General features: G+C 68.4%; 18 protein-coding genes. 3 read left to right on the top strand and 15 right to left on the bottom strand.

Going from position 1 to position 21,540, the window contains the following annotated elements:
• Window positions 1–162: 162 nt before the first annotated feature.
• The 7 genes from ACZ6KY_RS06030 to ACZ6KY_RS06000 all read right to left on the bottom strand — a co-directional run bounded on the left by ACZ6KY_RS06030 (window position 163) and on the right by ACZ6KY_RS06000 (window position 6,604).
• Window positions 163–2,355, bottom strand: coding sequence for a hypothetical protein (locus tag ACZ6KY_RS06030; RefSeq protein ID WP_469309114.1), 2,193 nt, complete (start codon window positions 2,353–2,355; stop codon window positions 163–165).
• A 160-nt stretch (window positions 2,356–2,515) separates the two neighbouring features.
• A complete protein-coding gene (locus ACZ6KY_RS06025) occupies window positions 2,516–2,938 on the bottom strand; it encodes a DUF6113 family protein (RefSeq protein WP_469309113.1) in 423 nt (140 codons plus the stop codon).
• A gap of 58 nt (window positions 2,939–2,996) precedes the next feature.
• Complete coding sequence (gene mshB, locus ACZ6KY_RS06020) at window positions 2,997–3,908, bottom strand: N-acetyl-1-D-myo-inositol-2-amino-2-deoxy-alpha-D-glucopyranoside deacetylase (protein ID WP_469309112.1); 912 nt, start codon at window positions 3,906–3,908, stop codon at window positions 2,997–2,999.
• A gap of 53 nt (window positions 3,909–3,961) precedes the next feature.
• Window positions 3,962–4,552: a hypothetical protein gene (locus tag ACZ6KY_RS06015; protein ID WP_469309111.1), complete on the bottom strand. Its 591-nt coding sequence runs from the start codon at window positions 4,550–4,552 to the stop codon at window positions 3,962–3,964.
• 296 nt (window positions 4,553–4,848) lie between these two features.
• On the bottom strand, window positions 4,849–5,106 hold the full coding sequence (locus ACZ6KY_RS06010) for a hypothetical protein (RefSeq protein WP_469309110.1): 258 nt from the start codon (window positions 5,104–5,106) through the stop codon (window positions 4,849–4,851).
• Window positions 5,103–5,450, bottom strand: a complete 348-nt coding sequence (locus ACZ6KY_RS06005; protein WP_469309109.1) for a hypothetical protein — start codon at window positions 5,448–5,450, stop codon at window positions 5,103–5,105. Before ACZ6KY_RS06005 ends, ACZ6KY_RS06010 begins: the two co-directional genes overlap by 4 nt.
• Before the next feature lie 188 nt (window positions 5,451–5,638).
• Window positions 5,639–6,604, bottom strand: a complete 966-nt coding sequence (locus tag ACZ6KY_RS06000) for a helix-turn-helix domain-containing protein (protein ID WP_469309108.1) — start codon at window positions 6,602–6,604, stop codon at window positions 5,639–5,641.
• 377 nt (window positions 6,605–6,981) lie between these two features.
• On the opposite strand from ACZ6KY_RS06000, the gene ACZ6KY_RS05995 reads away from it, so the two are divergent.
• Window positions 6,982–7,857: a helix-turn-helix domain-containing protein gene (locus ACZ6KY_RS05995; RefSeq protein WP_469309107.1), complete on the top strand. Its 876-nt coding sequence runs from the start codon at window positions 6,982–6,984 to the stop codon at window positions 7,855–7,857.
• Entirely contained in the window at window positions 7,854–8,063 is a 210-nt protein-coding gene (locus ACZ6KY_RS05990) for a DUF397 domain-containing protein (protein ID WP_469309106.1), read from the top strand. The genes ACZ6KY_RS05995 and ACZ6KY_RS05990 overlap by 4 nt, the downstream gene beginning before the upstream one ends.
• A 4-nt stretch (window positions 8,064–8,067) precedes the next feature.
• Here ACZ6KY_RS05990 and ACZ6KY_RS05985 read toward each other — a convergent pair whose 3' ends face one another.
• The 4 genes from ACZ6KY_RS05985 to ACZ6KY_RS05970 all read right to left on the bottom strand — a co-directional run bounded on the left by ACZ6KY_RS05985 (window position 8,068) and on the right by ACZ6KY_RS05970 (window position 15,096).
• Window positions 8,068–9,666 (bottom strand): type I restriction-modification system subunit M, encoded by a 1,599-nt coding sequence (locus ACZ6KY_RS05985; protein WP_469309105.1) that lies wholly within the window; start codon window positions 9,664–9,666, stop codon window positions 8,068–8,070.
• A complete protein-coding gene (locus ACZ6KY_RS05980) occupies window positions 9,663–11,030 on the bottom strand; it encodes a restriction endonuclease subunit S (RefSeq protein WP_469309104.1) in 1,368 nt (455 codons plus the stop codon). Before ACZ6KY_RS05980 ends, ACZ6KY_RS05985 begins: the two co-directional genes overlap by 4 nt.
• Before the next feature lie 86 nt (window positions 11,031–11,116).
• Window positions 11,117–14,680 carry a type I restriction endonuclease subunit R gene (locus ACZ6KY_RS05975; protein ID WP_469309103.1) on the bottom strand — a complete coding sequence of 1,188 codons (3,564 nt, stop codon included), beginning with the start codon at window positions 14,678–14,680 and terminating at the stop codon, window positions 11,117–11,119.
• 221 nt (window positions 14,681–14,901) lie between these two features.
• Window positions 14,902–15,096, bottom strand: a complete 195-nt coding sequence (locus ACZ6KY_RS05970; protein ID WP_469309102.1) for a hypothetical protein — start codon at window positions 15,094–15,096, stop codon at window positions 14,902–14,904.
• 190 nt (window positions 15,097–15,286) lie between these two features.
• On the opposite strand from ACZ6KY_RS05970, the gene ACZ6KY_RS05965 reads away from it, so the two are divergent.
• Window positions 15,287–17,416 carry a S9 family peptidase gene (locus ACZ6KY_RS05965; RefSeq protein ID WP_469309101.1) on the top strand — a complete coding sequence of 710 codons (2,130 nt, stop codon included), beginning with the start codon at window positions 15,287–15,289 and terminating at the stop codon, window positions 17,414–17,416.
• A 149-nt stretch (window positions 17,417–17,565) separates the two neighbouring features.
• On the opposite strand, the gene ACZ6KY_RS05960 is transcribed toward ACZ6KY_RS05965, so the two are convergent.
• Genes ACZ6KY_RS05960 through ACZ6KY_RS05945 form a run of 4 tightly spaced genes read right to left on the bottom strand, consistent with a single transcriptional unit; the run spans window position 17,566 to window position 21,538 of the window.
• Window positions 17,566–18,627, bottom strand: coding sequence for an ABC transporter ATP-binding protein (locus ACZ6KY_RS05960; RefSeq protein ID WP_469309100.1), 1,062 nt, complete (start codon window positions 18,625–18,627; stop codon window positions 17,566–17,568).
• The gene (locus ACZ6KY_RS05955; protein ID WP_469309099.1) at window positions 18,608–19,594 is read right to left on the bottom strand and encodes an ABC transporter ATP-binding protein; all 987 of its coding nucleotides are present in this window, start codon (window positions 19,592–19,594) and stop codon (window positions 18,608–18,610) included. Before ACZ6KY_RS05955 ends, ACZ6KY_RS05960 begins: the two co-directional genes overlap by 20 nt.
• Window positions 19,595–19,599: 5 nt before the next feature.
• Complete coding sequence (locus ACZ6KY_RS05950; RefSeq protein WP_469309098.1) at window positions 19,600–20,622, bottom strand: ABC transporter permease; 1,023 nt, start codon at window positions 20,620–20,622, stop codon at window positions 19,600–19,602.
• Complete coding sequence (locus ACZ6KY_RS05945) at window positions 20,615–21,538, bottom strand: ABC transporter permease (protein WP_469309097.1); 924 nt, start codon at window positions 21,536–21,538, stop codon at window positions 20,615–20,617. Before ACZ6KY_RS05945 ends, ACZ6KY_RS05950 begins: the two co-directional genes overlap by 8 nt.
• Window positions 21,539–21,540 lie beyond the last annotated feature (2 nt).

The raw sequence follows: 21,540 nt of genomic DNA, 5'->3' as shown, positions 1-21,540 counted from the left end.
GACAGATGTCATACCGGCGGACCGTGCCTGTGTCCTGCGGCGGATCATGTCCGCGCGTGCGGCGGATCATGTCCGTGCTCCGGGCGGACCGTGCGACACGGCAAGAGGGCACCCGGCCGGGGAGAACTCGGCCGGGTGCCCTCTGTGTGCTTGGTGCGCCCGCTAGTTGGGGTTGGTGGGGATGGTCACGTCGCGTGCGGCGGTCGTCTTCCCCAAGAGCGCCCTTCCTATGGCGGAGGCGACGTCCTGCGGGCTCACGGCCTTCTTGCTGCCGTCGCCCTTGGTGATCGTCACGCCGTCGAAGGCATGGCCGTACAGCCCCTGGAGCACGTTGAGGTCGTAGTGCTCGACGAGCTTGCCCTGGACCGGCGTGACGCTCAGGAACTTCCAGATGGACTTCTGCGGGCTGAAGGGGATGGCGTGGGTGGCGTCCGTACGAATGGTGATGTTCGCCGACATGGCGACCGTCGCGAACGTCGACATCTTGCGGTCCACCTCGGCCTTGCTGACCGTCGGCTGGCGGGTCGTGGTGGCGACCTTCACCGGAGTGGTCGCGTTGGTCTCCACCTGGGCGCGGTACGCGTCCTGGACGGCCTGCAGCGAGGGGCCGACGTCGATGCCCTTGCCCGCCTTGCCGTAGACGGCGACGGCCTTGCCCGGCTGGAACTTGATCGTGCCGTCGCTCGCCGAACCGGCGCCGCTGGCGGCGCGCTCCAGGGCGGCCTGCAGCTTCTCCTTGTCGACCGGCATCACGGGCTCGACCACGCGTTCCTGGCCGAACAGGGAGCCGATCACCGAGATCGGGTTGTAGTCGCTGCCGGCGGCGGCGCGGACGGTGGCCTGACTGTCCAGCTGGAGTCCGGCCTGGTCGGGCCTGAGCTGGACGGTGTCGCCGTCGACGGACAGCACGAGAGGCTTGTTCGTCCGCGTGCTGAAGGCGTCGTCGAGCTTCTTGACGGCGTCGTCACGGGTGCCGCCGCCGATGTCGACGCCGAGCACGGTGGTGCCCTTGGGCACGTCCGAGTGGTTCATGAGCAGGCCCGCGCCGTAGGCGCCGCCGACGAGGACCACGACGAGGAAGCCGAGGAGCGCCGGCTTGTTGCGGCCCTTTTTCTTCTTCGCCTGCTTCGACGAGGCGGACGGCTGCTGGACCGGCTCGGGGAGCTTCGGCGGGGTGTGCGACCGGGGCCCGTCGCCCCGCGTCCCCGCGTCGTACGCGAAGTTCTGGCTGGGCGTCACGACGGGGATGCCGCTGGTCAGGGTGTGCCCGGAGACGTTGTCCGCGGGGGCGCCGTAGCCGCCGGGTCCCGGGTCGGGCGCCGGCTTCTGCGGGGTGAGGATCGCGGTGTCGTCGCTGAGACCGCCGCTCAGGCCGCCGCGCGAGCCGTTGCCGGGGTATCCCGTGCCCGTGTCCCGGCTCCCGGGGCCCGTGCGGGGCGACGCGGCCAGGCTGCCGGGGGCCGCGCCCGCACCGGCCGGAGGCAGCAGCGGGCCGTCACCGGTGGTGGGACCGCTGGTGGGGCCGGCCGGGCCGCCCCGGCCGCCCTCGGAGAAGTACGGGAGGTCGTCGCGGCGCGGTTCGCCCGAACCGCCGCCCGAACCGCCGGCCGAACCGATGGCCGGGAAGGAGCCGGTGTCGCGCAGCGCCCCGGAGACGTCGAAGGAGCCCGTGCCGCCGCCGTGGCCGGGGGCCACGGGTCCGGCACCGGTGGCACCGGGGAGTCCGGCGCCGTTCGTACCGCCGGGCCGTCCGCCGGTGATGCCCAGGGGACCGGCGCCGGTGGACGGCATCGGCCGTCCCGCGCCCGGCGCGCCCGCGGAACCCGCCGCGCCGGCCGGAGCCGAACCGCCCGGCAGGCCCGCCCCATTGGTCGAGCCGCCTGCCGGTCCGCCCTTGGGGGGCGCGCCGGCCTTGCGGGGCGCGAACCAGTCGCTCGTCTTCTCCTCGGCCGCCCCGGGCTGGTCCCCGGGCAGGGGCGCGGGCGCCGGTGCGAACGGGGCCGGAGTGGTGGCCGTCGTGGCGGAGGCGCCCGTGGACGCGCTCATGCCGTGCGGCGCCTGGTGCGTCCCGGTGCGCGCGCCGTCGCCGCCCTCGGGCGACACGTCGGCGTCGGCGACGGGTGTACGGACGACCACGGGCGGGATGGGCCGCGACCCGGGGATGTTGATCCGGATCCGTGTCGTCAGGGTGGTCTCGGTCTTGCGCTCCTCCGGCGGCTTACCGGCGGCCGAACGGGCCGCGTCGGCACCGCTTTCGGAAGCCGCAGGGGTGCCGTACGGCGGCGTCCCCGACGGGTACGCGGCTCCACCGCGCCCGTTGGGCCCGGAGGACGAACTGTCAGTTTCACGACTCAAGGCAGGTTCTCCCGGTTGGCTCCGCCGCCCGTTTACTCGACCTCATCTCGGGCAGCTCGGCGGCGCGCACCACCATACTGGCCATGTACGGCCCGCAAACCTCGGCCGTCCAGGAATCTCGCACGGGACCCGCACGGGACCGATACGGCGAAGTGGTACGTCACTTGCCAAGTCGGGCGCCGGAAGGGCCTGGTTGCCGCCCCAGGCCGAGAGTGGCGCACATCACAGCCAGGGCCATGCCTCCGAGCAGGAAGAGGTACGAGACGACTCCCACGCCGAAGAGGAAGTCACCTTCCGGGCGGCTGGCGGTGAGCAGCACGACCGCGATCATCCAGCCCGCCGCGGGGGCGACGGCCCCGGCGCGGGACTCGGTCGCCCTCGCGCCGCCCAGGAAGAGTCCGGCGGCGCCCGCCAGCGCGAGCAGCAGCCCGAGCGGGAACCAGCCCGGCTGCACCAGCGCCCCGGCGACGCCGACCACGGCGCCGAGCAGGAAGAGTCCCAGGTAGGCGGCGATCCGCCCGCCCGAGGGCCGTGTCAGCGGCTGGGCGAGCATGCTGCCGCCGCGCTGTCCGTTCAGGCTCATCACAGATCCGCCCCCAGCCAAGTCGTCCTCATCCTCGCCCTCGCCATGCCCGTACCCCTCATCGGTCGGCCCCTTCGATCGTCTCGGTGCCGTCGATCCCCGCGAAGAGGTCCGTCTCGCGTGTCGCGGGCCGGCGGGTGTCGACCAGTTCGTAGTACTCGGTGGTGAAGAGCGGCTGTGCCAGCTCGTTCGAGAGGACGAACCAGGGCCCGTCCACGGTGATCTGGGTGGCGTGCGCCCGCATCGCGGCGGCCTTGGCGGCGGCGTACGCGGTTCCGTCGATCTCGGTGGTGACCGTCGCCTCGTCGACCACGCCCGGTACGTCGTCGACGGCGGCCACGCGGTCGAACGGCAGCTCCGGGAGGACCGCGCGCAGCCGGGCGAACGCCTCCTCGGCGACCGGGCGGGGCACCCGGTTCCAGTAGGTCCTGGTGATCCGCCACGCGTCACCGAGGTCGGGGCGATGGGTGGGCTCCGCGGCCAGTTCGGCGGCGCGGGTGGCCACGCGGTGGGCCTGGATGTGGTCCGGGTGCCCATAACCCCCATGGGGGTCATAGGTGACGAGCACCTGGGGGCGCACCTCGCGGATCACCTCCACCAGGCAGTCGGCGGCCTCGTCGAGGTTCGCGGACCAGAAGGCGCCCGCGCGGTGGTTCTGCTCGGCGCCCATCATCCCGGAGTCGCGGAACCGTCCGGGGCCGCCCAGGAAGCGGTGGTCGGCGACGCCCAGTTCCTTCATGGCGGCGCTCAGCTCACCGGTCCGGTACGGGCCGAGTCCGCCGTCACGGTCGGGGGCGAGATGGGCGAGTTCGGGCGGGATGACCTCGCCCTCCTCGCCGAGGGTGCAGGTCACCAGCGTCACATGGGCGCCCTCGGCCGCGTACCGGGCCATGGTCGCGCCATTGTTGATCGACTCGTCGTCCGGATGCGCGTGCACCAGGAGCAGACGCCGGTCGGGCAGTTCCGTCATGGAACCCACCCTACGAGGCACCGGCCGCCTGACCGTCGCCCGCGGGTCGTCTGTCAGGCCTCGTCGTCGAGCACATGCGCTATCGCCAGCGCGATCCTCTCGATCCAGTCGATGGCATCCGTGACCTCGGCCTCATCGATCGGACGGCGCCGTTCGAGGTCACCGTCGATCAGGTCCGCGTCGTGGGCGATCTTGTTGCGCCGCTGAGTGATCTCCAGATAGCGGCTGCGAAGCTTTTTCTCGTTCAGCGTGGTACGACCCTGGAACCATCCGTTGATCTGCCCCGCCGCCTCGTACCAGACCTTCTTCTCCGTCACGAGCTTGAGCACCTCGGAGATCTTGCCGGGGTGCTGAAGCGCCTGGCCCGCGAGCTTGTCGCGCAGCTGCTCGACCACGGCTTCGGCCAGCGTCACCTCACCTCCGCGCACGGCCTCGACCCGGTACAGCGGCAGTTCGTAGGTACGCAGCTGGTACGGCATGTCGGGGCTGTCCTTGCCGGCCAACTCCGCGACACGTCTCAGCACTTCCTCGTGCAGCCAGTGATCGATGGCCCCGACGGCCTGCACCCAGGCCGCGCGGTAGAAGTCGTCGATGTCGATCGTGGGCGACTGGAACGGGGTGAGCATCCGACCCGCCTCGACCATGCGTCGGGCATATGTCAAGTTAGCCATAAACGCGGCAAATTGCGGCGTCTGCGGTCTGGGAATGGTCACACGTAACCCCCGTACAGAAATATTCGTCACTATCGCTACGATCACGATTCCCGGGCCGCACGGGGGCCAGTCAAGTTGGAATGCGCACCTCGGCCGAAGGTGGCCGATTCCAGCCCGCCCCGTTCCGGATCACGCTCCTCCGGGGAGCCGATCACTTCACCTTCCCCAGGCCACGCCCGGCCGAACGACCGCTGCCACGCGGGCTCGGAAGCCGACGAGCCGAAGGTTCAGAAAGCCAGATACGTGATCTGAACGACGTAGACGCGCTCGCTCCGTACGACGACCTGATAGGTGAACATCCCGCCGGGAATGATGATGTCGCCGCCCTTAGGGTCCTCACCCTCATGGGCCCGGCCGTGAACGTGGAAGGCTTCGGCCGCCCTGACCAGTTCGTCCGCCTTCGCTTCCACCTTGAGGAGGAAGTCGGGCGGAGCGGTACGAGCGTTTTCCTCCGCTCCGAAGGTGTACTCCCACTTCCAGCTCACCCGCGGACTGCCCTCATGGCCTCGTCCAGGACGGAGGCCAGTTCCCCCAGTGCCTCCTGGGCGATGGCCGGGTCCTCGTGTTCCAGGCGGCTCTTCGCGTGGGAGTGGCGGGCGGACAGATCGGGGCGGCGGGCGATCTCGATGTCCCTGGCCCAGATCAGTACCCAGCTCTGCACAGGGCTGAGGGACTGCCATTCGACCGCCTTGGCGAACGCCTCGTCCTTCTTGGCCTGCATCTCCTCCAGACGGCCCGGAGCGACGACGGCGAGGGCCGCGCGCAGGGCGTCAGGGGTGTGCTCAGGGCGGGGGATCAGCTCGTGCCCGTGATCGGACTGGGTGCTCATCGTGTCCTCCTGGGGATACCCCCGCCAGAGTAGCGAGCCAGGACGACAGCCGAGCCGGCCTCGGGAGGTGACCGGAAACGCGTCTCCGGAGTTTCTGTCGACAACTGGGAGCCGACCACGGCAGGCCTTGAACCTTTCTTGTCGTGAAGCCGGTGACCTGGGGTTCTGGATGCCTGCGCAAGCGCCCCTCAGGCAGCCTCGGGCACGCCCGCCCGGCAGTCGCGGCAGCGGCCGGGCTCTGGTGCCCGGAAAGCACGGTCGCAGCCGTCGCAGGTCTGGAGCGGGTGCCGGACGGTGGATGGCTGGGCGGGCGCCCGGAACGGGGGCGGGGGCGGCAGCTGCGAGGCGAGGCGGTGAGCCAGGAGGGCGGCCGGGCGTCGTAGCCCTTCAGGCGGCAGATCGGCGGTGAGTGCGTGGCGTACGGCGGTGGCGCTGACGTCGCGCTCCAGCCAGGCGGCGACGCCCGGGGCGAGGTGGGCGCTGTCGCAGGCGGACAGGAGCAGGCGGGGGTCGTCGCGGTGCAGACCCGCGAGAAGCTCTGCGGCGGCCTGGAGGAGCCCCGGGGCGGCGCAGGTGGGCTGCGGCACCGTGGGGAGGGGCTTGCGGGGTGTACGTGGCCTGGAGTGCCCTGGGGCGGGGTGCCCCGGCCTGGGGCGTTCTGGAGCACGGTTCCCCGGTCCGGCGTGTGCCAACCCGACATGCGCCGGGCTGGAGCGAGCCGGCCGGGCGGACTCGGGAGCGGCTTCTGAGTCGGTGTGGCGTCCCGGCTGGTTGCAGGAGACCGTACGGGTGACGATCCGGCCGCCGGAGACGCGTTCGCGGGTGCGGCGGAGGTAGCCGTGGGCTTCGAGCTCGCGCAGGGCGGCGGCGATACGGACCGCACCCTCGGGGAAGCGGGCGGCCAGGGTCTTGATGTCCACGGGGGCGCCGGCCGGGAGGGACTGGATGTGGGCGCCGAGCCCGATCGCGAGTCCGGACAGCTCCGGGTGCTGGACGAGGTGGTTGCCGATCACCGTGAACCGGGTGGTGTGCCGGATGTTCTCGTGGACGAGGCCGCCGCCGGAACGGGGGTGCCGAGTCGGAGGTTTGTCGGCCAGACCGGCCGCAACACGGGACTGGGCGCACAGGGGCGCGCTAGGGTTCTGCGTATCCATCGGGAAGCTCTCTTCTTCCTCGGTGGTCAGGCCCTCGCACTGGGATTGGCGTCCCGGCGAGGGCCGTCGCATGTCTGCTGTTGTGTTGCGCTGAGCGTAAGGCAGGCAACCGGTCCCAAATCCAGCCCAGTTGGACATGTTCACTCGCGCGAGTGAGTTTGCGCTGTGGGCGGGAGGGGTGGGGTTTGGTCGGGTTCTTTCACCTGTGTGGTTCTTGGATAAAAGACCGCCCGTCGCACCGAAGCACGGGCGACCAGGTTCCGGTGCGAGGTCCAGTTCGGCCCATACCGTCTTTTTGATTCACGTCACTCAGCGTGGCGATGCATGCGTACCGTGAACGGTGACGCGCCAATGGCGGTACGGCGGAGGGGTGCGCGATGCACGTGGACGGTGCGACAGGTCGGCTCAAGACCGAGGCGGACGAACCGGGCTGGGAAGTAGACCCCGATGACGACTGGGGTGTGGCAGTCGTCGCAACCGTGGGACGACAGCTGAAGCTGCGGCGGGAAGCAGTCGGGATGCGGGCCGCAGAGTTCGGGAAGGCCGTCGGGTACGGCGAGGACATGGTCTACAAGATCGAGGGCGGGAGGCGGATTCCCCAGCCTGACTTCCTGGACAAGGCCGACGAAGTGTTGGGGGCGGGTGGGCTGCTCTCGGCGATGAAGGAGGATGTGAAAAGGGTTCGGTACCCGAAGAAGGTGCGAGATCTGGCGGCGATGGAGGCGAAAGCGGTCGAGATCGGGGTGTACGAGTGCAACACGATCCCGGGGCTGTTGCAGACACCGGAACATGCGCGAGCATTGATCGAAGCGGCGCAGCCCCCATACGCGCCGGACGACGTGGACCGCATGGTGGCCGCTCGCCTGGCACGGCAGTCGGTCTTCGAGCGGGATCAGTCACTATCGATCAACTTCGTGCTGGAGGAAGCCTCACTTCACCGGGAAGTCGGGGGCACAATGACTTGGAGGCAGCAGCTCGAACGCCTCCAAAAGGTGGGACGCTTGCGTCACGTCACGCTTCAGGTGATGCCGACGAAGAGTGACGCCCATCCAGGACTGGACGGCAGGATCGAACTGCTGAAGTTCACGGACGGAACAGCAGCGGGGCGCGCCGACGGTGTGTTCAGTGGCCGGTTGGTCTCGGAGCCGAAGCAACTCCGCATCGTTGAACTGTGGTTCAGCACCATCCGGGCTCAAGCTCTCCCACCACGGGAATCACTGACCTTCATCGAACGACTGCTGGGAGAAACATGATCCGCGCCACCTCAGCCCCTGACGGCTGCGAACTGGCCTGGTTCAAGAGCAGCTACAGCGGCGGCACCAGCGGCGAGTCCTGCGTCGAGATCGCCACCGCCCCAGGCGCCATCCACGTTCGCGACTCCAAACAGACCGCCGGCCCTCGCCTCCAGCTCTCGCCCGGGGCTTGGGCCGACTTCGTGGCGTACGCGGCAAAGGGCTGACCGGCTACTCGACCTCGGCCTCCGGAACGTCGACCTCGCCGCCCAACGAGCGCGCGATGGCCGTGAACTCGATCAGCGCGGACTGAAGGTCGCGGACGATCTCCTCTGCGATCTCCTCGGGTGAGAGCGCGCTGTCGGCGTCGTCGAGGGCGGGATCCTTCATCCACGTGATGTCGAGATTGACCTTGTCGCGGGCGATCAGGTCCTCGTAACTGAACTTCCTGAACGGGCCGTTCTCGTCCTCGGACGCCACGCGGGACGACCGGGGTTCGTCGGCCCGGTACGCCGCCACGAAGTCGTCGAGATGGGCGCGGGTCAGCGGGCGCTGCTTGAGCGTGAAGTGCTGGCCGGTGCGGAAGTCGTAGATCCACGTCACCGAGGTGTGGGGCTTGCCGTCAGCCCGCGGGGCCTTCTTGTCGAAGAAGAGGACGTTGGCCTTGACGCCACCGGCGTAGAAGATGCCGGTGGGCAGCCGCAGGATCGTGTGAAGGTCGAACTCGTCGAGCAGCTTACGCCGGACCTTTTCACCGGCCCCGCCCTCGAAGAGGACGTTGTCGGGCAGGACGACGGCGGCACGGCCACCAACAGCCGTCAACGACATGATGTGTTGCAGGAAGTTCAGCTGCTTGTTGGTGGTGGTCGCGGTGAAGTCGTCGCGGTCGTACTGGATGTCCTCCTTCTCTACTTCGCCGTCCTGGCCGATGACCGTGATCGCGGACTTGCGGCCGAAGGGAGGGTTGGCGAGGACGAGGGTGGCGTGCTTGCCGCTGGGCTTGTCCGCGAGGGCGTCACCGACGTGGATGAGGCTCGGGCCGTCGCTCTTGCCGATGCCGTGGAGGAGCATGTTCATCGCGGCGAGACGGGCGGTGGCAGTGACGAGTTCGTTGCCCCAGATCTTGCGGCCCTCGTCATAGGCCTTCCGATCATCCAGCGACATGTTCTTCATGTGGTGGTGACGGATGTAGGAGTGAGCCGCGATGAGGAAGCCGCCGGTGCCGCAGGCCGGGTCCGTGATGGTGTCGTCCGGGCCGGGCCGGGTGACATCGACCATGGCGTCGATGAGGGCGCGGGGCGTGAAGTACTGGCCGGCACCGGTCTTCGTGTCGGAGGCGCCCTTGTTGAGCAGGCCCTCGTAGGCGTCGCCCTTGAGGTCCGTGCCCGTCACGGTCCACTCTTCGCGGCCGATCAGTTCGACGACCAGTTTTTCCAGCAGGGCAGGCTTGGTGATCCGGTTCTGGGCGTCGGCGAAGATCGTGCCGATGGTGGTGCCGGGCTTGTTGCCAAGGTGTTCGAGAGTGTCCCGGTAGTGCTTCTCCAGAGCCGCCCCGCGCTTGCCGACGAGCGACTTCCAGTTGTAGTCGGCCGGCACGATGGAACTCATGTCCTGGACGTCCCAGGGGTTGTCCTCGATCTCGTCGACCATCTTGAGGAACAGCAGGTAGGAGAGCTGCTCCACGTACTCGATGGTGGACATGCCGTTGTCGCGGAGGACATTGCAGTAGTTCCAGAGCTTGGAGACGAGCGTGTTCGTCTGCGCGACGGCCTTGGCGGTCGTCTCGCCCGACTCGTTCACGGGCTGCTGGTCGTCTACGGGGGCGGTCACAGGTCGAACTCCTGCTGTACGGCGAGGGCGGGGGCGGGGGTCGGTTCGGGGGCGGGGTCGGAAAGCGCGGCAGCTCGCGGGACGGCAGCCTTCTTGGCCGTGGTCTTGCGGGTGCGCTTCGCGGTGGGCCGGGTTACGCGCTCGGCTGCAATGCGGGTCAGGAGTGCCTGGGCAGGCTCGTCATTCGGATTCTGCGGGACCAGTCTCCCGCTGAAGGCCGCACGCAAGAGCGCGTTGCGAAGGCCGACGGACCGCTGCCGAGCCCGCTGGAGCTCGCCCGTCACGCGAGCAACGCGGTCAAATTCATCACGCACTTCTGCGACAATTCCCGCTTGCATTTCAAGGGGTGGCACAGGAATGGGGAATCCTTCAATTGTCGCCTGATCAATCTTGGGCATAGAGCCGGCCAGACCTTTTGCGCGGGATTTGAAGTATGCCCGACCTCTACAACTCTGAAGGACCAAGGTCATGAACTCCGGGAGCACTTCTTCGTTCACGCGGACCCGAATCAGCAGATCGGGAAAAATTGCCCAGTCGCTGGGCCCTTCATACATCGCCGTGGTGCCCACGAGGTCCGGAGTATTAGACCTCTGGACGAAAATATCTCCTCGACTCAGCCAAAGATGCCGTACGCGGTGAGGGTCGGCGACAGTCAGCTTCGTGTTGGTGTTGCCGAAATCTCCCTGTGTGACTGCGGTGAGATTGAGTGTACGGATACCAGACGAATCCGCGGTCGCCTTGGCGGAATGCCCATTCCTCAACGGCTCCCTCAGCAACTCGCCAAGAGGCTTCACCGGAAGATCACCAACCCTCGACAGCACACTGGTCAGCGTCGCTGGTCCCAGGCTTTGCGCCCGTCGCCGCCCCGCATCCACGCTCGCAACAGCGGCATCGAGCCGCGACAACTGCTCTTCGAGAGCCTCAACGATGCGGTGCTGTTCCGCGAGCGGCGGCAGGGGGATGGGGATGTCCCTCATCGCAGCCATGCCCAACCTTGGCCGTCCCACGCCCTTGATCAGCGCACTCGCGTAGGCACGCGTCTGTGGCGCGAGCAAAACGTAGTAGACCCACTTCGTAAGAACTTGCTCGTGCAGTCGCGCGCGGATGACATCGGCCTTTACGATGGCCGGCTCATCAAATTTGGGAAGAATGGCTACGCGTGGCAGCGTCTCTCCCAAGGAGGCAAGGAGCAAATCTCCTACAACAGCCTCATGAGATCGAAGGGTTTCGAAGTGTTCGAGACTGATATATGCGCGCTCATCGCGAAAAACGCCGTCTCCGACATTCTGAAGGCGAATGACGCGGGCTCCGGAATCCGTGTAGTGCGCCGACTTCAGGTTCGACCCAAACGGGCCATCCGTCATGGCGCGTGGCTCGCTAGCCAACAAATCTTCCAACCTGGCCCAAACCCACCCAGCCGGAAGGCTTCTCTCCCCGTCCACACTCACGCTCACGCCAGTTCCTGATTCAGCTCATCCAGCAATTCCAACGCTTTGTCCTTGTCACCGAACGCCTGCATGAAACCCCGGCCTCCGCCGCGCTCGGTGAAGGGCGCGTGTCCGAAGTCTCCCGGCTCTATGCCGATGTCGGTGACGATGGCGTTCTTTATGCGGTCCAGCCACCACAGCTGGTCCTCGGTAAACTCCACACCGGCCTGTTGCTGCCGCAGCAGCCAGCCCTCGAAGCGCTCCTCGACCACCGTACGGTACGGGCGGAGCTCGTCGTCCGCGCCGAGCTCGAAGCGGATGAGGCGCACCAGGTCTCCGAGGCCCGCCTCCTTGCCTGGGCTCGCCGCAGCCTTGCCGAGCTGGTCGTAGTGACCCCACAGGACACCCGTCGTCCAGGCTCGGTTGGTCGCCCGGATCCTGCCGGAGAGTTCCTTCAGTGCGTCTCTGGCCTCACGCGGGCTGACACGGGCACCGCTGCCCAGCGCCACGCGGATCGCCACGTTCTCGTCCTGCTGCTCCTTCTCGAGCAGCGACTTCCACTCATCCAGCGCCTTTTCGGCCCGCTCCTCGCGCGGGATCTCCCGTATCTCGGTGACCCGTACCTCCGTCGTCTCGTCGTACGTCAGGTCCTGCTGGTGGCGGATCTCCAGGATCAGCTTGCGCAGCTCCGGGCTGGCGGTCAGCGGGGCCACCGCGTCCTGCACCAGCTTCCTGGCCAGTTCCGGGCCACCCTCGTGGCGAGCCTGGTCCTGGGTGTCCACATCCACCGCGTCGGTGATCCGGCGCGCCAGATCGGCCAGGCTGACGCCCCCGGACGTCTGGGCCAGGAGTCCCTTCTCCTCATCGCCGAGCTGCCGCTCGATACGAGCGAGGCGACGTGCCAGCGTCTCCGCCTCGTCCGCCGTCAGCGACAGGGTGCCCGCCTTGTCGAGGAGTTTCGCCAGCGAGACGCTCTTCTCCCCCGCCGGGATCAGTGGCCGGGCGTCCACCAGGGGTGAGTCGGTCACACCCACCGCGTCGATCAGGACGAACCGGTCCTTCGTCAGGTCGGGTGCCGCATCCGGCGTCACCGCCTTGAGGTCGTCGGCGTCGATCGAGCGGGCGCCCCGGCCCTTCATCTGCTCGAAGAGCACCGGGCTCTTGATCGACCGCAGGAAGATCACGCACTCCAGCGGCTTCACATCGGTCCCCGTGGCGATCATGTCGACGGTGACCGCCACACGGAGCCTCGGCGAGTTGCGCAGGTCGTTGATCAACGTGTCGGGGTTGTCCCCGTTCTGCCGCGACCGGTACGTGATCTTCTTCGCGAAGGCGTCGCCCCGGCCGAAGACTTCCTTGACCTGCTTCAACACCTCTTCGGCATGATCGTCGCCGGCCGCGAAGACAAGAGTCTTGGGCAGGTCCGCACGGCCCGGGAACCACCGCTGCCAGTGGTTCTTGTATGTCGTCAGCACGGCCCGGATCTCGTCCTCGGTGATCACCGAGCGGCCGAGCTGCGCGGTGGTGTACTCGAAGTCCTCGTCGAGCTCCTCGTACCGCTGGGTGCGGGTCTGTCGGTCGCGGATACGTACGGTCGTACCCGCCTCGATCTTCGCGCCGCCGTCCTCCCGCAGAGTGGTGTTCAGACGCACGATGTCGAAGTCGACGTTGACGCCGTCGGCCACGGCCTGCTCGAACGTGTACTTCGACACCATATTGTTGTCGAAGAAGCCCTTGGTCTGACGGGTGGGCGTGGCCGTGAGGCCGACCAGGTGGGCGTCGAAGTACTCCAGGACGCCGCGCCACAGACCGTAGATGGAGCGGTGGCACTCGTCGACGACGATCACGTCGAAGGACTCGATCGGGACGTCCGGGTTGTACTCGACCGTGATCGGTTCGTCCGCCGCGTACGTCTCGTCGAGGTTCGAGACGTTCTTGTCCTCCCCCGGCTCGACGTTCCTGTCCGCCCCGCCCGCTCTGTCCCCGGCCGCGGCCTCGTTCGACTCCGGCTCGTCCGTCTCCAGGCCGTCAGCCAGCTCCTCGCCCTTGAGTAGCGCGTACATCCGCTGGATGGTGGAGATCACGACCGCCGACGTGTCCTGGAGGCCGCTGCGGCCCAGCATGTCCACGTTGTAGAGGTCGGTCAGCTTCCGGTTCTCGTCGGGTGTGCGGTACTTGTCGAACTCGGCGTGCGCCTGACGGCCGAGGTTGTTGCGGTCGACGAGGAAGAGGATCCTTCGGGCACCCGCGTGGCGCAGCAGGCGGTAGGTCTCCGTGACGGCCGTGAACGTCTTGCCGGCGCCCGTCGCCATCTGGATGAGGGCGCGCGGCCGATCGGTGGCCAGAGAGCTCTCCAGGCCCGTGATGGCCTTCACCTGGGCCATGCGCAGGCCGTGGGTCTCCAGGAGCGGCATGCTCGTGCGCAGGGCTGCCCTGAAGGTGGGTGTGCCCGGCTCCTCGTCGGCCCGCTTCATCCACGCGGCGATCGTCTCGGGACGGTGGAAGGCGAAGACCTCCCGGGAGCGGGCTTCGGGGTCGACCCGGTTCAGGAAGTACGTCTCCGCGCCCGTGCTGACGTAACGGAACGCGAAGGGCTCTTCCCGGCGCCAGACGGCCATGGCGTGCTCCTTGAGCACCCCGGCCGCGTACCGCTCGTTCTGGGCGAGGGCGCCGGCGAGCGGGGTTCCCTCACGCTTGGCCTCGATGACGCCGACGATCTTCCCGTCGACGTAGAGGACGTAGTCGGCCCGGCCCGTGGCCAAGGTGAACTCTTCGATGGCCACGCCCCGGCCCGCCAGCGGGTTGGCCTCGGACTTGCTCTGGATCAGCCAGCCCGCCTTGGTGAGCATCGCGTCGATCTTCTTGCGTGCCTGCACCTCGTTGAGCGGGGCGGGACGCTGCGCGCGTTCCACGATGGCCTCGCGGGCGGCGGAAGCAACCTTGCGGGGCTGGAGCCGCTCATGGTCGTACCGCTGCTGGTGAGCCGCGCGCAGATCGGCGACCTGCGCCCGCAGTTCTTCGATCTGGGCGGCGTACGCGGACTTCGTCCGCTGCGCGCTGGCGATCAGCGCCTCCGCCTCGGCACGCGCCCGCCGCTCGGCCTCGAGGCGGTCGCCGGCCTCGGTCAGCTTGATCCGCGACTCGGCAAGCGCGCGGCGATGCCCTTCCAGCGCCTCCTGCAGCTCCGCGAGTTCCTCCGGGTCGACGGACGGCGCCTCGGCCGGGAGCGTCGGTGGGACGAACGCGGACACCGTGCGGGTACCGCCCATGGCCCGGTCGAAGAGGTCACCCAACTGCCAGCACAACTTCAGCGCTTCGAGTGCCCTCGTCGTGTCGAAGAGGTGATTGTGCGCGGCGTCGTTGCGGCCCCGGCGCAGCTGGTCGAACGCGTCACGGCTCCAGCCGACGAGCACGCCCGCCCGGGTGAGCGCGTTGAGGCGGTCGTACTGGGTCGTGCCCTGGACACGCGTGCCCGTACGGGTGACGAACTCCTCCGCCAGCACCTCGCCGAACTGCCCCGCACTGACGTAGGCCGCGTTCGGATTGGTCAGAACGGTCAGTTCCGCCTGCGACCCGTAGATGGCCAAGAGAGGTTGATACCCGTACAGACGACTGAAGTTGGGCGATGCCTTCGCCAGCTCGCGAAGTCTGTCGTCACCACTGTTTCCGCTCACGCGCCCCCGCCTCGGCCCTCACTCGGCTCAGTTCCGGCAAGTGTAGGGAGCCGGAAGCCGAGAGGCAGCCGATCAGGACAGGACGGGTGCGAGCTCCCGACGATCCCGTCCGGAGCCCACAGGACCGGCGCGGATCAGAACTTGATGCTGCCGATCATCCCCGCGATGTTCGTGGTCAGATCGCTGATCGTGGGCGCGATGGTGGAGGAGGCGAGATAGAAGCCGAGCAGCATGCAGACGACCGCGTGCCCGCCTTTCAGTCCTGACTTCTTCATCAGAAGAAAGACGATGATCGCCAGCAGCACCACCGCCGAAATCGAGAGTGCCACGGCAGCTCACCTCCAAAGTTCCCAGGGACTTGGGGTCCGGTACGGGGTCGGACATGGGGGGGGGTCGGTAAATCCATACAGCAGCCAGCAGGTTCCTACCCACACAGCGCTAGTGATCATAACTATCCGTACGCGCGCATCGATCGGCGCACGGCCGCACAAGGGGGCGCATGGCCAATATGGTCGAGGCATGACGAACGAGCCCCTCTCCTTCCCGCGCCGGTACGCCCGCACCCAGCGGTTCACCTCCGGCGCGCCGCGCGCGTTCACCGTGTCCCCCGACGGTTCCCGTGTGGTGTTCCTGCGGTCCCCCTCCGGTACGGAGCGGGCGAACCAACTGTGGGTTCTCGATGTGCCGGAGGGCCGGGAACGGGTCGCCGCCGACCCCACGGCCCTCCTCGACGGCGCCACCGAACATCTCTCCCCCGAGGAGCGGGCGCGCCGCGAGCGCAGCCGCGAGGGCGGCGCGGGGATCGTCGGATACGCCACGGACACAGCCGCCGAGTTGGCCTGTTTCACCTTGTCAGGGCGGCTGTTCACGGCGGAGCTACGAGCCGGCACGGCGCGTGAACTCCCGGTCCCCGGACCGGTGATCGACCCGCGCCCCTCCCCCGACGGCACGCTCGTGGCGTACGTCTCCGGGGGCGCGCTGCGGGTCGTCGGGGCCGAGGGCGAGGGTGACCGGGCGCTCGCGGAGCCGGAGCGGGTAGCGGCCCCGGGTTCGGTTTCCTATGGACTGGCCGAGTTCATCGCGGCCGAGGAGATGGGGCGTTCGCGGGGCTTCTGGTGGTCGCCCGAAGGGGACCGGCTGCTCGTCGCGCGGGTCGACGACACGCCCGTACAGCGCTGGTGGATCTCCGATCCGGCGCATCCGGAAGCCGATCCGCAGCGGGTCGCCTATCCGGTGGCGGGCAGCGCCAACGCGGAGGTCCGGCTCTTCGTGTTCGGGCTCGACGGGGTGCGCACGGAGGTCTCCTGGGACCGGGCGCGTTATCCGTATCTGGCACATGCGCACTGGTCAGCGGCGGGTGCGCCGCTGATCCTGGTGCAGGCGCGGGACCAGCGCAGCCAGGTGTTCCTGGCCGTGGACCCGGACTCCGGGGCGACCCGGATGGTGCACGCCGACGAAGATCCAACTTGGCTTGATCTTTTCCCCGGAGTGCCGTGCTGGAGCCCCGGCGGACAGCTCGTCAGGATCGCCGACGAGGGGGGCGCGCGGGTCCTGGCGTTCGGTGAACGCCCGCTGACCGGCGCCCAGTTGCACGTCCGGGCGGTGCTCGACGTCTCGGCCGACGACGTACTGATCGCGGCCTCGGCGGGCGAGGCCGCGAACTCGCCGGAAACGGGCGAAGTACATGTGTACCGGGTGAACGAACTCGGCCTGGAGCGCGTCTCGCAGGAGCCCGGCGTGCACTCGGCGGTGCGCGCCGGAGGCGTGACCGTGCTCGTCTCGTCGGTGCTCGACCAGCCGGGGGCCCAGGTACAGGTGCTGCGCGCGGGAAAGCCGATCGCGAGCATCCCCTCGTACGCCGAACACCCTGGTTTGTCCCCGCGCGTGACACTCACACAGGGGGGCGCACGGAAAATCCCATGCGCCGTGCTTATGCCCACTGACTACGACGGCGACAATCCCCTGCCGGTCCTGCTGGACCCCTACGGCGGTCCGCACGGCCCCCGGGTGCTGGCCGCGCACAACGCGCACCTCACCTCGCAGTGGTTCGCCGACCAGGGCTTCGCGGTGGTCGTCGCCGACGGACGCGGCACCCCGGGGCGTTCCCCCGCCTGGGAGAAGGCGATCCGTGACGACCTCACGCTCTCCCTCGACGACCAGGTGGAGGCGCTGCACACTCTCGCGGAGCGGTTCCCGCTCGATCTGTCCCGGGTCGCCATCCGCGGCTGGTCCTACGGCGGCTGGCTCGCGGGACTCGCCGTGCTGCGCCGCCCGGACGTCTTCCACGCGGGCATCGCGGGCGCCCCGGTCACGGACTGGCGGCTGTACGACACCCACTACACGGAGCGGTACCTCGGCGATCCGGCGGCGAGCCCGGCGACGTACGCGAACAGCTCGCTGGTCACCGACGAGGGGCTCTCCGCGCCCGCCGGGACGCACCGGCCGCTGATGATCGTGCACGGCCTCGCGGACGACAACGTGGTGGTGGCGCACGCCCTGCGGCTGTCCTCGGCGCTGCTGGCCGCCGGCCGCCCGCACGAGGTGCTGCCGCTCTCGGGGGTCACCCACATGACCCCCCAGGAACAGGTCGCCGAGAACCTGCTCCTGCTCCAGGTGGACTTCTTGCGGCGCGCCCTCGATCTGGGCTGACACGGCAACGAGCCGGGGTGACATGGCGCACCCCGGCTCGTTTACGGCACCCGCACGGCCGTACGGTGTTCACCTTGACGCGTCCGTATATCGGTACCGCTTCCGCCAAGTTGCCTGCGTGTTAACGAAGTTCGCTCACATTTGTGATGTTATGCGGCTCCGCCGGACGGCTCCTCCGGGGGGACGACCTGCTTCTCCTCCGCGAAGTGACAGGCCGAGTCGTGGGCGGCCGGGCTGTCGCCGATCCGGAACTCGGCCGGGATCGCGAGCAGCGGCACCTCCAGCGTGCAGCGTTCCTGCGCCTTCCAGCAGCGGGTGCGGAACCGGCAGCCGGACGGGATGTTCGCGGGCGAGGGCACGTCCCCGTGAAGGATGATCCGCTCCCGGTGCTCCCGCGCCTCCGGGTCCGGCACGGGCACGGCGGACAGCAGCGCCTGGGTGTAGGGGTGCGTCGGATGGTCGTAGATCTCGACGTCCCTGCCGGTCTCCACGATCCGCCCGAGGTACATCACCCCGACCCGGTCGGAGATGTGCCGCACGATCGACAGGTCGTGCGCGATGAAGACGTAGCTGAGATTGAACTCGGCCTGGAGCCTGTCCAGCAGGTTGATCACCTGCGCCTGCACGGAGACGTCGAGCGCGGAGACCGGTTCGTCGGCGACGATGATCTCGGGCCGCAGCGCCAGGCCCCGCGCGATGCCGATGCGCTGGCGCTGGCCGCCGGAGAACTGGTGCGGATAGCGGTTGATGTACTCCGGGTTGAGCCCGACCACGTCCAGCAGGTCCTGGACCCTGCGCCGCCGGTCGCCCTTCGGCGCGACCTCGGGGTGGATGTCGTACGGCTCCCCGATGATGTCGCCGACGGTCATCCGCGGGTTGAGCGAGGTGTACGGGTCCTGGAAGACCATCTGGATGTTGCGGCGTACGGCCTTCAGCGCCTTGCCGGACAGCCGGGTGATGTCCTCGCCCTTGTACTTGATCGACCCCCCGGTCGGCCTCTCCAGGTTGACCAGCATCTTGGCGACCGTCGACTTGCCGCAGCCGGACTCGCCGACGATGCCGAGGGTCTCGCCGTGGCCGAGGTGGAAGTCGACGCCGTCCACGGCCTTGACCGCCCCGACCTGCTTCTTGAACAGGATCCCCTGGGTGAGCGGGTAGTGCTTGACCAGTCCGCTGACCTCCAGCAGCGGCTCAGTTGCTGCTTGTGTCATCGAGGCACTCCCTCCAGAAGAAGCAGGCGCTCCCGCGGTCCGCGTCGACCGCCGCGAGGGGCGGCACCTCGGTGCGGCAGATGTCCTGGGCCATCGGGCAGCGCGGGTTGAAGGCGCAGCCGGGCGGGATGTGCATCAGGTTGGGCGGCAGTCCCTTGATGGCGTAGAGCTCCCCGCCCTTCTGGTCGAGCCGGGGGATCGAGTGCAGCAGCCCCTTCGTGTAGGGGTGCGCGGGCGCCTTGTAGATGTCGTGGACCGGCGCCGTCTCGACGATCCGGCCCGCGTACATCACCGCGATCTTGTCGGCGACGTCCGCGACCACGCCGAGGTCGTGGGTGATGAGGATGAGCCCCATGTTGAGCTCGCGCTGGAGTTCGGCGAGCAGGTCCATGACCTGGGCCTGCACGGTGACGTCGAGCGCGGTGGTCGGTTCGTCGGCGATGATCAGGGCGGGCTCCAGGGCCAGCGCCATGGCGATCATGATGCGCTGGCGCATACCGCCGGAGAACTGGTGCGGATAGTCCCGCACGCGCTCGGCGGCCCCCGGGATGCGCACGTGCTCCATCAGCTCGATCGCCTTGGCGCGGGCCTCCTTGCGTTTCATCCCGCGGTGCACGGTGAACATCTCGCCGAGCTGGTCGCCGACGCTGATCACGGGGTTCAGGGAGGACAGCGCGTCCTGGAAGATCATCGCCATCTCGGCGCCGCGGACCTTGCGCCGCTCCTCCTCCTTGAACTTCAGCAGGTCCTTGCCCTGGAAGAGGATCTCGCCGCCGGTGATCTTCCCGGGCGGCATGTCGAGAATGCCCATGACCGCCTGGGCGGTCACCGACTTGCCGGAGCCGGACTCGCCGAGGACGGCGAGCGTCTCGCCCTCGTCGACGCTGTAGGTGACCCCGTTGACGGCCTTGGCGACCCCGTCCCGGGTCCTGAACTCCACCTGCAGATCGCGCACTTCGAGCAGCACGGCGGTCACCTCAGCTTCGGGTCGAGGGCGTCGCGCACCGCGTCGCCGAGCATGATGAACGCGAGCACGGTGATCGCGAGCGCGCCGGCCGGCCACAGCAGCATGTGCGGGGCCTGGCGGATGTACGCGGACGCCGAGGAGATGTCGATGCCCCAGCTGACCGTCGGGGGCTTCAGACCGACGCCCAGGTACGACAGCGTCGCCTCCAGCGAGATGTACGTGCCGAGCGCGATGGTCGCGACGACGATCACCGGCGCGACCGCGTTCGGGGTGATGTGCCGCAGCATCAGCCGGGAGTTGGAGGCGCCGAGCGCGCGGGCCGCGTGGACGTAGTCGTTCTCCTTGGTGGTGATCACCGAGCCGCGCGCGATACGGGAGACCTGCGGCCAGCCGAGCAGCACCATGAACCCGACGACCGGCCAGATCGTGTTGCTGGTCACCACGGAGAGGAGGACCAGACCGCCGAGCACGACGGGGATGGCGAAGAAGATGTCGGTGATCCGGGACAGGATCGAGTCGCCCACCCCGCCGTAGAAGCCGGCCAGCCCGCCGAGGAACGAGCCGAGGAGCGCGACCCCGACCGTGGCGAGCACACCGACGCTGATCGAGACACGGGTCCCGTACACGGTCCGGGTGTAGACGTCGCAGCCCTGGCCGTCGTAGCCGAAGGGGTGTCCGGACTGCGAACCCTGCTGGGCCTTGGAGAGGTCGCACTTGAGCGGGCTCTGGGAGGTGATCAGCCCGGGCCAGATCGAGATGACGACCAGGAAGAGGATGACGAGTCCGGAGATGATGAAGACCGGGTTGCGGCGCAGGTCGCGCCAGGCGTCGGACCACAGGGAGCGCGGCTTCTCCTTCGGCCCCGTCCCCTCCGGTCCTCCCGGGGTCTTCTCCAGGGTCTCCGCCTCGCTCGATCCGAGGTCCATGGTGCCGCCGAAGCCGGTCGGAGCGATCGCGAGGTCCTCCGGCGGCGGACCTTCAGGGCCGTGGTGGAATTCCTCTTCCTCGTACGGCGGCTGCTCAGGCATAGCGGATCCTCGGGTCGAGTACGGCGTACAGCAGGTCGACGAGCAGATTGGCGACCACGAAGACGAGGACGAGGATGGTCACGAAGCCGACGACGGTCTGGGTGCTCTGGTGCACGATCCCCTGGTAGAGGTAATAGCCGACACCGTGGATGTTGAAGATCCGCTCGGTGACGATCGCGCCGCCCATGAGCGCGCCGATGTCGGTGCCGATGAAGGTGACCACCGGGATCAGCGAGTTGCGCAGCAGATGCCGGATGGTCACGCGGCGCCGCGGCAGGCCCTTGGCGACGGCCGTACGGACGTAGTCGGACCGCTTGTTCTCCGCGATGGAGGTCCGGGTGAGCCGGGTGACGTAGGCGAGGGAGACCGAGGCCAGCACCAGGCCCGGCACGATCAGCTCGCCGAAGGTGGCCTCCGAGGATACCGACGGCTTGATCCAGCCCCACTTGATACCGAGGAACAGCTGGGCCAGCAGACCGGTGACGAAGGTCGGCACCGCGATGACGACGAGGGTGAGCAGCAGGACGCCGGTGTCGACGGGCCGGCCGCGGCGCAGACCGGTGATGACGCCGAGCGTGATGCCGATGACGATCTCGAAGAAGATCGCGACGATCGTCAGCCGGATGGTGACCGGAAAGGCGGTCGCCATCAGGTCGGTGACCGGCTGCCCGTCGAACGCGGTGCCGAAGTTACCGGTGAAGATGTCCTTCAAGTACAGCAGGTACTGGACGAAGACGTTCTTGTCGAGGTTGAACTCCGCCCTGAGCTGGGCGGCCGTGGCGGGGTCGCACTGCCGGTCGCCGCACAGGCCCGCGATGGGGTCGCCCATCACGTTCACCATCAGGAAGATGAGAATGGTGGCGCCGAAGAAGACCGGGATCATCTGTAGCAGACGCCGGATGACGTACCGTCCCATGA

It is taken from the genome of Streptomyces sp. NPDC042002 (assembly GCF_055588305.1).
This window is presented reverse-complemented; position numbering and strand designations above follow the sequence as displayed.